Below are 11,065 nucleotides of genomic sequence, written 5' to 3'. Positions count from 1 at the left end.
CTTCAGGAGCGATCGGTCTCCCCGGAAGTGCTTCTTGAACCTGACGAGAATAACCTCTCTGGCCAGGTCAGACACAACATACAAGGAGCGAGCGCAGCTCGCGATGCGCCGCGCGGGCGGCGCTCGAGTCCACAGGCACTGAAACCCTTACGACGAACCCCCGCCGCCTACTTGGGATAGAGCGGCGGCAAGCTGCCATTCTCACCCGCCGGCAGCAGCACCTGTTCAGCCGGCGGAATGGTACCAATCGCCCGCCACAAATCCTCCCCCTGCCAATACTGCCCACTCTCACTGTACAACGCCCCGTTCAACCCATCCAGCGCATCCGACAACGGCACGAAGCGCGCCGCCATCTCGGCCAGGGTTTCCGGTTGCTGCCGGGCCCAGGCATCCAGCGCCTGGCGCGTAGCCTGGGGGTCGTTTGCCTGGCATGCCCGCTTGAGGTCGTCCAGCAAGGTGCGTGGGCTTGGCCCGTTCTGCGCGGCGCGCAGCACCGCCGGCCGCGAACGGGCGCGCCACCACAGGGCAAAGCCCAGCACGGTGGTCAGGGCGAACACCAGTGTGGCCAGTTGCCAGGGCCACAGCAGGGTGCTGGCGCTGCTGTTGTCACCCACCGGGGTGTCGGCGCTCAGCGCCGGGTTGTCCTGCACGTTCAGCGTGCGCGCCGGCAGGCTGCTGTGCTCCAGGTGGTCCTCGCGGGTGTTCCACCAGGCCACTTCCAGGGCCGGCAGGGCCAGGGTGCCGGCGTGGGTCGGTACCAGGGCTTCGCGCTCTTCGCGGTTGGCGGTCATGCCGCGTTCGTTGATTTCGTTGCGCAGCAGCGGCTGGTCGGGATAGCGGCGCAGGCCGGTGATCTCAGTGGCCGGCAGTGGTGGCAACTGGGTGCTGGACAAGCCTTCTGCGCGCAGGGTGATATTGCGCGTCAGCGAGTCGCCAATCTGCACCGGCTGGCTGCCGGGGTCGGGGTTCCAATGTTCTTCCAGGCTCAGGCTGCGCGCTGGCAGCCACGGCACGCCGGCAGGCCAGGCTGCCGGAATTGGCCGCACGCTGAGGCGCAAGGGCAGTGAACTGACCTGCACCTGGCGACCGGCGCGGGCCGTGCCGTTGGTCTGCGCGGCTTCGTCGTTGCTGGCCGCAGCAGTAGCGGTGAAGGTCAACGGTGGGATTTCAAGGGTGCCGCTTTGCTGGGCATTAACGGCATAGCGCGTTTCAATCACGCCATGGCGTACGCCGTTGATTTCCTTCTCATAGGTGCGCGATTCGCCCAGCGGCTCGACCTTGGCGTTTTCCAGCTGCAGCGGGCTCAGGCTGCTGTCGTCATACAGCGCTACCGAGTGGTAGATGCGCAAGGTCAGCACGGCCTGGGCCTGGACGTAGACGTCGCTGCTGTCGAGGGTTGCCTCGATGAACACTTGAGAGGTGTCTTGCCGGCTGGCATCGGCCTGCAGTACTTGCAGTTCGATGGCCTGGCTGTGTGACTGGCCCAGTTGCAGTTCGGGAATGCGCAGGCTGCCGCTGCGCCTAGGTAGCAGGGTGATGATCCAGCGAGTGCTGGCACGGGTTTCACCGTCGAGGGTGTGCAGGCTGTTCAGCTGGCGCGTGCCGCGCACTTCGAAGTCGCCTTCCAGGGCCCGCAGGTCGGGTTTGCCGAACTGGGTGACGTCCTGGCTTTCCAGGGTCAGTTCCAGGCTTTCGCCGGCTTCCAGGCGGGTACGGTCGACGCTGGCCTGCAGGAGCGGTTCGGCGTGGGCCAGTACAGCCCATAGCAGGGTGAAGAGAAAGACGCCGAAGCGACTCATCGTGGGTTTTCCTGTTGCAATTGCTGTTCATACCAGAATTTGCGCCGCAGCAGTTCCGCCGGGTTGTCGGGGATCTCCCGCAGCCATTGTTCCAGGGCCTGGCGCTGTTCTGCGTCGAGGCTGGTCGATACCGGGCGCTGTGGCGGCTGGATGACGCTGTCGTCCCCCCCGGCCTGGTTACCGGGCGTGGCCTGGCTGTTGCTGCTGCTTTCGCCGGGCTGTTCGGCGCTGGCTTGTTCTTCGTTGCCGGGTGTGCCTTGGGCAGGGCTGCTCGCCGAACTGCTGTTGCCTTCGGTTTCGCTACCGGGCGTGCCTTGGGCATCGTTGCCGGGCGTTTGCTCCTCGGCCTTGGCTTCACGCTGTTGCAGCATTTGCTGCACCAGAGCCTGGTTGTCCAGTGCCGCTTGCAGGTCGGGCTGGCGCTCCAGCGCTTGTTCGTAGGCGTCCAGGGCGGCTTCCAGTTCGCCGCTGTGGGCCAGGGCATTGCCTCGATTGTAGTGGGCTGCGGCCGTGTCGCCTTGGGAAAATGCCTCGGCGGCACCGGCGTAGTCGCCAGCCTGGTACAGCGCCATGCCGCGCCACTGCGGGTCGTGGAAGTGGCGCGCCGCGCTGGCCGGGCGGTTTTGTTGCAGCAAGCGCTGGCCTTGCTGGTCGGGGCGTAGCCACAAATCGTTGAACTCGAAGGCTTGGCTGGGCTGCGGCAGGGCCACAAGCAGCGGCAGGCAGAACAGCCAGCCGCGCCGGCCGCCACAGGCGGCCAGCAGCAACAAGGGAAGCAGCAGCCAGTAGCCTTGGTCGGCCCAGCTGTCCAGTTGCAGGGTTTGACCGTCGTTGCGCCCGCGCCGCGGGTTGTCGAACAGGCCCAGGCCACGCAGGTCGAGGTCGTCAATGCGGGCATGCCGGTAGCGCCCGCCAGTGCCGCTGATGAAACCCTTCAGGCTGGCGCTGTCCAGGCGAGGCAAGAGGATGCCGCCCTGGTCGTCTTTAAGGTATTCGCCATTGGCCTGGCGCACCGGGGCGCCTTCGCGGCTGCCGATGCCCAGCATCAACAGGCTTGGGCCCTGGCGGCCGAGGGCCTGGACGATGCCCTGGCGCTCGGCGGGGCTGAGCGCCGAGCCTATCAGCAGCAGGCGGCCTTGGCCGAGGCCGCTCTGGGCCAGAAGCGCCAGGCCTTTTTGCACGGCCAGATCGGCACGCTGGCCGGGTTTTGGCATGATCGACGGGTCGATGGCCTCGAGCAAGTTGCGGGTGGTGGCCAGGTCGTCAGACAGCGGCACAACCGTGTGCGCGGAGCCGGCATACACCACCAGCGCCGTCTGGCTGTCGAGGCGGTGCTCCAGCAGGTCGAGTATTTTGCGCCGGGCCTGTTCCAGGCGGTTGGGCGGGCTGTCCTCGGCAAGCATCTGCGGGGTCAGTTCCAGCAGGATCACCAGCGGGTCGGCCGGGCGCTGGCGGCTTTCTGCCACGCGCTGCCAGCTGGGCCCGAGCAGCGCCAGGATCACCAGAAGCCAGGCCAGGCCCAGCGCCACCCACGGCAGCTTGCTGGTGCTGCCGCTACCGCCGCCCAGCAGCACGCCATGGAACGCCGGTGGCAGGATCATCTGCCAGCGCCCGGCGCGCTTGCGCCGGTGCCACAACTTGAACAGCAGCCAGCCGAGCAGGGGCACGGCGAGCAGCCACAGCGGGCGCAGCCATTGTGGCCACAGGTCGATCATCGCCGCCTCCTTAAACGCAGGCGCTTCAGGCGCTGGCGCCATTCCGGGTGCGGCTGCAGGAAGCGCGGTTTGCGCATCAGGCGCTGCAGCAGGTTGTCGGGCCACTGCACGGCCACCACCAGCAGCACGCTGAGCAGCAGCGCCAGGGCCAGTGGCCAGGCGTACAGGGCCCGGGCCGTGCGGGCCTGGGTCGGTTGCTGGGCCACCGGTTCGAGCTGGTCGAGGGTGTCGCCGATGGTGTCCAGCTCGGCGCCGTCATGGGCGCGGAAGTAGGCACCGTGGGTGATGTCGGCAATTTCCTTGAGCGCGGCTTCGTCCAGGTCCAGGCTTGGGTTGAGACCGAGCAGCCCGGGGGTGCCACTGGCTTCGGGGTTGGCCCCGATACCGATGGTGTAGATGCGCACGCCTTCCTGGGCTGCCAGGCGGGCGGCGGTCAGCGGGTGAATCTGCCCGCCGTTGTTGGCGCCGTCAGTGATCAGTACCAGCACCCGGCTCTGTGCCGGGCGTTGGCGCAAGCGCTTGACGGCCAGGCCAATGGCGTCGCCGATAGCGGTGTTCTTGCCGGCGATGCCGATTTGCGCCTCGTCGAGGAACGTGCGCACGGTGCGCCGATCGAAGGTGAGCGGCGCCTGCAGGTAGGCCTGGCTGCCGAACAGGATCAGGCCCACGCGGTCGCCTTCACGGTCCTGCAGAAAGTCGCCAAGCAGCGCCTTGACCAGGTCCAGGCGGCTGATGTCCTCGTTCTGCCACTGCATGTCGGGGAAGTCCATCGACCCGGACACATCCACTGCCACCAGCAGGTCGCGGCCGCTGGCAGCGATCGGCACCGGTTCGCCCAGCCACTGGGGGCGGGCAGCGGCGCACAGTAGCAACAGCCAAATGATCACGAACGGCGCCTGCTGGCGCCAGGTGGGCAGGTTGAGCCGCGCCCGGCGCCCGGCCAAGCCTTCCAGTTCGTTGAGGAAACCCACCTTGAGCACCGGCTCGCCGCTGTCGGCGGCGGGCAGCAGCAGGCGTGCCAGCCACGGCAGCGGCAGCAGGGCGAAGACCCACGGCCAGGCCAGTTCAAACATGCTTGCGGATCCAGGTTTCGACGGCTTGGCTGAGGCCGGCAATGGCTTTGTCGTCGAGCTTGCACTCGGGTTTATAGGCGCCTTCGACCAGCACCATCCAGCGGGTCAGGCCGGCGGCCGGGCAGCGGTTGTCGAGAAACGCCAGCCACTGGCGGCCGTTGAGGGTGTGGCTGTTGGCGCCCGGGTAGTGGTTGCGGCACAGGCGCTTCAGCAGGGCGTTGATCTGTTGCAGCCAGGCACCGGCAGGCGCGCCATCGTACGGGCGTGGCAGGCGGGCCAGCTCGGCCAGGGCCTCGACACGTACAGGGTCCAGCGGTTGCTCGGCGCGTACGACGCGGCGTTTGCCCGGGCGCCAGCGCCGCAGCCGCCATAGGCCCCAGCCCAGCACTGGCAAGATGGCCAGCAGCGCCCACCAGCCGGGTGCCGGTGGCCACAGACCGATCGGTGCCGGGTCGAGCAGCGGGTGCAGCTGGTCGAGTGGGTTCATGACGCGCTCCGTGGCCGCTGGGCGTTCAGGTACTCGCGCAGTTGCTCGATCATTTCGCTTTGCGTGCTCAGCGGCATCAGCACGACGCGCAGCTTCTGGGCCATCAGCTCCCAGCGTTCGACGCGCGCCTCGGCCTGCTTGCGATAGGCATGGCGCAGGTTGGCGTCCAGGGTGTCGAGTTCCAGCTGCGCGCTGCGCTGGGCAAAGCGTAACAGGCCGGCGGCGGGCAGGGCGTGGTCGAGCGGGTCGGATACAGGCAACAGCAGCAAGTCGCAATGGCGCGAGAGCATGGCGAGGTGCTGTTCGCACTGTGCGGTCAACGAGCGCTCGTCACAGATGACAATGGCCAGGCTGCCCGGGCGCAGTACTTCACGCGCCCGCCGCAGGGCCAGGCCAAGGCTGTCGGCCTGGGGGACGGCTTCGGTGTGCAGCGACTGGTTGACCTTGGCCAGGCGGTTGAGCAGTTGCAGCAGGCTTTGCTTGCTGCGCCGGGGCTTGATTTCGTGGGGGTCGTTATCGCCGAACACCAGCCCGCCGATGCGATCGTTGTGGCCCAGCGCCGCCCAGCCGAACAGGGCCGCGGCCTGGGCCGCCAGCACCGACTTGAACATCTGCCCCGAACCGAAGAACAGGCGCTGGCTTTGCTCGACAAGAATGAAGATTGGCCGCTCGCGCTCCTCGTGGAACAACTTGGTGTGCGGTTCCTGGGTGCGCGCGGTGACGCGCCAGTCGATGTTGCGCACGTCGTCGCCGGCCTGGTAGACGCGCACCTGGTCGAAATCCACGCCACGCCCGCGCAGCTTGGAGTGGTGCAGGCCGACCAGCGGGCTGCGCTGGCCAGGCTTGGAAAACAGCTGGATTTCGCGCACGCGGTGGCGCATGTCGATCAGCTCGGCAAGGCCGATGCGGATGCCGGGTTCGGCCAGCTGGGCAGTGGGCATGGGGTCAGGCAACGGCGACGACGTCGAGGATGCGCTGGACCACGCGGTCCTGGTCTATCCCCGCTGCCTCGGCCTCGAACGAGAGGATGATGCGGTGGCGCAGTACGTCGAACAGCACGGCCTGGATGTCTTCGGGGCTGACGAAGTCGCGCCCGGCCAGCCAGGCGTGGGCACGTGCGCAGCGGTCCAGTGAAATGGAACCGCGTGGGCTGGCGCCGTAGGCGATCCAGTCGGCCAGTTCGGCGTCGAACTTGGCCGGGGTGCGGGTGGCCATCACCAGTTGGACCAGGTATTCCTCCACCGCGTCGGCCATGTACAGGCCAAGGATTTCCTTGCGCGCGGCAAAGATGGCCTGCTGGCTGACCCGGCGCTCGGGCTTCACTTCGCCCCCCAGTGCCTCGCCGCGGGCCTGGGCCAGGATGCGTCGCTCCACGGCGGCGTCGGGGAAGCCGATTTTGACGTGCATCAGGAAGCGGTCGAGCTGGGCTTCGGGCAATGGATAGGTGCCTTCCTGCTCGATCGGGTTCTGCGTGGCCATGACCAGAAACAGTGGCGACAGGTCGTAGGTACTGCGGCCCACGCTGACCTGGCGCTCGGCCATGGCTTCGAGCAGCGCCGACTGGACCTTGGCCGGGGCCCGGTTGATTTCGTCGGCCAGCACCAGGTTGTGGAAGATTGGCCCCTGCTGGAACACGAAGCTGCCGGTTTCCGGGCGGTAGATTTCAGTGCCGGTGATGTCTGCCGGGAGCAGGTCGGGGGTGAACTGTATGCGATGGAACTGCGCTTCGATGCCTTCTGCGAGTTCTTTGATGGCTTTGGTCTTGGCCAGGCCCGGTGCCCCTTCGACCAGCATGTGGCCGTCGGCCAGCAGCACGATCAACAGCCGTTCGACCAGTTTTTCCTGGCCTAGGATCTGGGAAGAAAGAAAGGTGCGCAGCGCTGTCAGCGCTTCACGGTGTTCCATCGGTGACGGTTCCTGGTATGGGGCCTGCGGCGGCTGAAGGCAGCGGCCCGGGCGAGGGTTGATACTTTAATGCATCCGGGGGGGCGCCGACCAATGGCAGCGGGTAAATTTATCCACCCATCGGGGCATGCCGGTCCGAAATGTCCCACCGCTGCCTGGCCCTTGCCTGATGTTACCTGACGGCGTGCTGGCGCTTGCTTGTGCTTTTTCGGCAAGCAGAAGGCACGAAGATGAAATCGAGCAGCGACAGCAGGGCAAACCCTGCGCCCGTGACCTTGCGGTTTGGGCTATTTTTCGACGGCACCGGTAACAACCAGCACAATGCCATGGCGATGGCCGAACAGGGCGGCAGCAACCCTGACGCGTTGAGCAACGTGGCCCTGTTGCACGCACTGTATCCGGCGGATTCGCCCGATGCTGGCGGGCCGTTGCGCTTCCTGAAGCGTTATGTGGAGGGCGTGGGCACCTTGGCCGGTGAGGCCGATCATGTCTATGCCTCGGCGACCGGGCGCGGGCGGACCGGCGCTGAAGCCCGGGTTGGCGAGGCGCTGCAGGGGATCGCCGGGCAACTGCGGGGCTGGTGCCGGGCGCACCCGCAGGCATCGCTGGCCCGGGTCGAGTTCGACCTGTTCGGGTTCAGCCGCGGCGCGGCCGCAGCGCGGCACCTGGCCAACCTGCTGCACGACGACGCAGGCGGGCTGTTACCAGTGGCGTGTGACATCACGATCAACTTCATCGGGCTGTTCGATACCGTGGCAGCGATCATCGCGCCGTTACAGGGTGACTTCGACCCCGCCGACAACCGCCATGGCGGCCTGCGCGTGGGCCTGGGTGCCGGCATTGCCCGGCACCTGGTGCAACTGGTCGCGGGCGATGAGCAGCGGCACAACTTCCCGCTGGTGGGCAGTGGCCACGACATTGTCGTGCCGGGTGTGCATTCGAATATTGGTGGGGGGTACCCGGAGGTCACGCTGGAACAGGTGCTGCTGTGCAAGCCACAGTCCCAGCGGGTGCCGGCGGGGCTGCCTGCGGGTAAGAGTCGGGTGCATGCCACGATGAGCACCTTGCTGGCTTCGGCGTATACCGCAATGGGTGAACCCAGGCCGCGGGTGTTGACCTGGGAGGAGCCGATTGCCGGCGGCCGGCCAAGTGAGGCGCAAAAGCAGGTGTATGCGGCGCTGTACCGCGAGCGAGAAGTGGCAGGGCAGCTTTCGCGAGTGTACCTGAGCGTGATGCGCGAGCTGGCGATACGGGCTGGCGTGCCGTTTGCGCCGTTGGGTGGGCAGGCTGAACACCGGTTACCGGATGAGTTGCTGCCGATCAGCCGCAAATTGCATGCGTTTGCCTTGGGCGAAACCAGGCAGCCGGGGTTGAGTGAGGACGAACAGCAGCTGTTGCGCGACAAGTACGTGCATGCGTCGGCAAACTGGAATGCGGTGAAGGGTTTGCGTAACAGTGTGCTGGACGTGCTGTTCGTCAATCGGCCGGCGGCCGGGGGGCGAGTGATGCATGCGAACCCGGCTTGATGAATGATCCAGTCGCTCTACGCGAAATCAAGCGCCGCCCGCGCGGCGCTCGATCTCACAGACGCTGAAATTGTTGCGGCGAACACATGGCGGGGCTTTCCTCAACAACGGCAAAGGTGCCTGGTCATGTCTACACCTGTAATTCGCGGCATGATCGGCTACACCATCAGCATTGTGCCATTCCAGCCGAACGCCGGCAGGCACCCCGCGAGCACCGGCGGCGCCGGTGCCATTCACTGCGCTGGTTTCAGGCCTATGGAGACCTTAAGCGCCTATGCAAAGGTCGTCCCGCCGGGTCGCCGTATGCCTTTGCAGGTAGTGCCGGAATGCATCTGAAATGGCGGTAATCAGTTGCGCATCCCTGATCGGGTCCAGCCCTGGAAAACGCTTCCCATTACAGTCACTGTCATGGGTAAGCACGGCCTCGACGCTGTCGCGGTTATCCCGATAAACCTGTCGGATCGCCTGGGCTTCCTGGTCTTTGCTGTCTTTGCAGCGCAACGCATGGTGAATGGCCAGGGCCGCGCCAAACGCCAGCGCTGGGGTTTCGATACCATGCTTGCGGGCAAGGTCGATGCTGCTGAGGATGCGTTCGTTGCGCTGAAGCTTGCGCAAGGGGTCGCGCCCCACCCGGGCACAAGGGTCTTTGAACGAGGTTGCACAGCGTTCCAGGAAGGTGTCGCCAAAACGGCTGACCACCTCCGCCATCTGTGGGTGCTCCGCCACCAGGGTGGGCCCGACTTCCTGGCGAATCAGGCGTTCGGCCAGTTCGCTGACGCGTGCATCGCCCATACCCTGGCCCACCGAGTCATGGCCCAGCAGGCTGGCATACCACGCAACGATGGCATGGGGGCCGTTCCACAGGCGGTTCTTGATGACCTGGATCTGGTTGATGTCAGGCACCGTCTTTACTTGGCGCAGGCGTTCGAGCAGCCCGCTGCCGTGCTCGGCATACAGCGGCATGTCGGGTTCGCTGTTGAACAGGATCAAGTGCAGCTGGCTCATCGCGCTGCTGGGCTGGGCGAAGGGCCTGAAGCGGCCGATCAGTCGTTCATACTCAGGCACTGGCGTGGATGCCTTGGTGGCGACGGCCGGCTCGTCTTCCAGACTGTTCTGGAACATTTGCGACTTGATGCGCAACTGGCGCACCAATGCGTCGCTGCTGAGCTTGGAGACGATGCGGCTGACCACCGTTTCGGCGAAATGGGTCTTTTCCAGCACTTGCTTGCCAATCGCGGGCGGGCACAGCAATGCCAGCTCCGCTTGCACATGCCGGCGCACGAACGCGGCGCCGCCTACCTTGTTCAGCACGATCAGCAGCGTCAGCTCACGGCCACGTCGTTCGAACCGTTGCAGCAGCCCTTTGGCAATCACCTTCGCCTGGTTGCGGATGGCCTGCTCGGGCAGGCTCAGGCCGATGATTTCGGCAGTGGTGTACATGCCGATGACGGCGTCGTCATCGTCCATGTCGATCATGCGTACATTGTCGATGGTCTGGTCGAACGAAGTGGCCCCGTAGCGCACGCTGTAGCGGCCGAAGGCATTGACGCTTTCACGCAGCATGCGCGAGCGGGTCGCAGCGATGATTTCACGGGGCCGGGTGTAGCCATCCCAATGGGAGAATACCTGTGTCAGGTAACCACCGCCGATCGCGCCGAAACCATGGATACCCACGCTGAACTGGTTCAACGAAGCCGGAAACGGCTCGCTCAACGCTGGCATGCCCAGGTCGGGTACGCACTCGCTCAGGTCGGCGAGAAACGCGTGCATGCTGCGATAGGCCTTGAGCGCACCTGCCTTGATCTCGGCTGCGGGCGGCTTGATGTCTTCGATCAGGATCGCCTGGCCTTCGGCACGGATGGCTGACAGCATGCCGTTCTCGGAATCCTCGACCATGAAGCACTGATCGGGTTCGCAATTGAGCGCGCGGGCGGCTTTGAGGAAAATCTCGGGATGAGGTTTGCCTTGGCTGACTTCATCGCCACAAACGGTGATGTCGAAGTACTTCAGCACATTGGCGTTGATCAGGTATTCCTCGGCAATGGCACGGCGGCTGGACGTGGCAACTGCCATGGTCAAACCCGACTTGCGCAGGCGTTCCAGTACCTCCAGCAGGCCGGCCTTGATCGGTACGCCGTTATTGCGCACGTGCTCCAGCTCAAGCTCATCCGCGCGTTTGCGGATTTCGGCGTAGGGGAAATCTTCACCGTTATGTGCCTTGGCCAGGGCTTCGGCCTTGGTCGCGCTCAGACCCAGCGAGCCGATCAGTGTGTCCTCGCTCAACGCCTTGCCGAAGATTTCCAGCGAGGCTTGCTTCAATGTCTTGAAGCGCAAGCGCTCGGTGTCGAAGAGGGTGCCATCCATATCGAAGATGGCGCTGAAAATTCGTTTACCGTGAAAGAAAAGCATGAGGTGTTGCCCCTTGTGGTTGTGTCAGACCTTCCGCCTGGTACAGGCGAGTACGGTGTGTGAGCTGCAGCGATGGCAGTCAGGTAGGGGGCACACGGTCGACAGGGGCGCTCAGGGGTGATGCAGAGGTAAGGCGGGGCGGGGCGGGGGG

At 65.5% G+C, this 11,065-nt stretch carries 8 protein-coding genes; 1 reads left to right on the top strand and 7 read right to left on the bottom strand.

Annotation, left to right across the window (positions count from 1 at the left end; all coding sequences use genetic code 11):
* Window positions 1-167: 167 nt before the first annotated feature.
* The 6 genes from DMX11_RS25380 to DMX11_RS25355 are packed head-to-tail and all read right to left on the bottom strand — an operon-like array spanning window position 168 to window position 6,979.
* Window positions 168-1,799 carry a BatD family protein gene (locus tag DMX11_RS25380; protein WP_110748447.1) on the bottom strand — a complete coding sequence of 544 codons (1,632 nt, stop codon included), beginning with the start codon at window positions 1,797-1,799 and terminating at the stop codon, window positions 168-170.
* Complete coding sequence (locus tag DMX11_RS25375; RefSeq protein ID WP_110748444.1) at window positions 1,796-3,514, bottom strand: tetratricopeptide repeat protein; 1,719 nt, start codon at window positions 3,512-3,514, stop codon at window positions 1,796-1,798. Before DMX11_RS25375 ends, DMX11_RS25380 begins: the two co-directional genes overlap by 4 nt.
* Window positions 3,511-4,587 (bottom strand): VWA domain-containing protein, encoded by a 1,077-nt coding sequence (locus DMX11_RS25370; RefSeq protein WP_110748439.1) that lies wholly within the window; start codon window positions 4,585-4,587, stop codon window positions 3,511-3,513. The genes DMX11_RS25375 and DMX11_RS25370 overlap by 4 nt, the downstream gene beginning before the upstream one ends.
* On the bottom strand, window positions 4,580-5,074 hold the full coding sequence (locus DMX11_RS25365; protein ID WP_110748434.1) for a DUF4381 domain-containing protein: 495 nt from the start codon (window positions 5,072-5,074) through the stop codon (window positions 4,580-4,582). Before DMX11_RS25365 ends, DMX11_RS25370 begins: the two co-directional genes overlap by 8 nt.
* Complete coding sequence (locus tag DMX11_RS25360; RefSeq protein WP_110748449.1) at window positions 5,071-6,015, bottom strand: DUF58 domain-containing protein; 945 nt, start codon at window positions 6,013-6,015, stop codon at window positions 5,071-5,073. The genes DMX11_RS25365 and DMX11_RS25360 overlap by 4 nt, the downstream gene beginning before the upstream one ends.
* 4 nt (window positions 6,016-6,019) lie before the next feature.
* Complete coding sequence (locus tag DMX11_RS25355; protein ID WP_110748431.1) at window positions 6,020-6,979, bottom strand: MoxR family ATPase; 960 nt, start codon at window positions 6,977-6,979, stop codon at window positions 6,020-6,022.
* A gap of 230 nt (window positions 6,980-7,209) precedes the next feature.
* Here DMX11_RS25355 and DMX11_RS25350 point away from each other — a divergent pair, with 230 nt between their 5' ends.
* Window positions 7,210-8,505: a DUF2235 domain-containing protein gene (locus DMX11_RS25350; RefSeq protein WP_110748427.1), complete on the top strand. Its 1,296-nt coding sequence runs from the start codon at window positions 7,210-7,212 to the stop codon at window positions 8,503-8,505.
* Window positions 8,506-8,769: 264 nt separating this feature from the next.
* On the opposite strand, the gene mtlD is transcribed toward DMX11_RS25350, so the two are convergent.
* A complete protein-coding gene (gene mtlD, locus DMX11_RS25345) occupies window positions 8,770-10,914 on the bottom strand; it encodes a bifunctional mannitol-1-phosphate dehydrogenase/phosphatase (RefSeq protein WP_110748424.1) in 2,145 nt (714 codons plus the stop codon).
* Window positions 10,915-11,065 lie beyond the last annotated feature (151 nt).

The organism is Pseudomonas sp. LB-090624, from assembly GCF_003205205.1.
Lineage (GTDB): Bacteria > Pseudomonadota > Gammaproteobacteria > Pseudomonadales > Pseudomonadaceae > Aquipseudomonas.
This window is presented reverse-complemented; position numbering and strand designations above follow the sequence as displayed.

Bases quoted from the DNA above. Each gene is read 5' to 3' on its own strand.
- DMX11_RS25380 (WP_110748447.1), bottom strand. From the start codon at position 1,799: ATGAGTCGCTTCGGCGTCTTTCTCTTCACCCTGCTATGGGCTGTACTG.
- DMX11_RS25365 (WP_110748434.1), bottom strand. From the start codon at position 5,074: ATGAACCCACTCGACCAGCTGCACCCGCTGCTCGACCCGGCACCGATC.
- DMX11_RS25355 (WP_110748431.1), bottom strand. From the start codon at position 6,979: ATGGAACACCGTGAAGCGCTGACAGCGCTGCGCACCTTTCTTTCTTCC.
- DMX11_RS25370 (WP_110748439.1), bottom strand. From the start codon at position 4,587: ATGTTTGAACTGGCCTGGCCGTGGGTCTTCGCCCTGCTGCCGCTGCCG.
- mtlD (WP_110748424.1), bottom strand. From the start codon at position 10,914: ATGCTTTTCTTTCACGGTAAACGAATTTTCAGCGCCATCTTCGATATG.
- DMX11_RS25375 (WP_110748444.1), bottom strand. From the start codon at position 3,514: ATGATCGACCTGTGGCCACAATGGCTGCGCCCGCTGTGGCTGCTCGCC.
- DMX11_RS25350 (WP_110748427.1), top strand. From the start codon at position 7,210: ATGAAATCGAGCAGCGACAGCAGGGCAAACCCTGCGCCCGTGACCTTG.
- DMX11_RS25360 (WP_110748449.1), bottom strand. From the start codon at position 6,015: ATGCCCACTGCCCAGCTGGCCGAACCCGGCATCCGCATCGGCCTTGCC.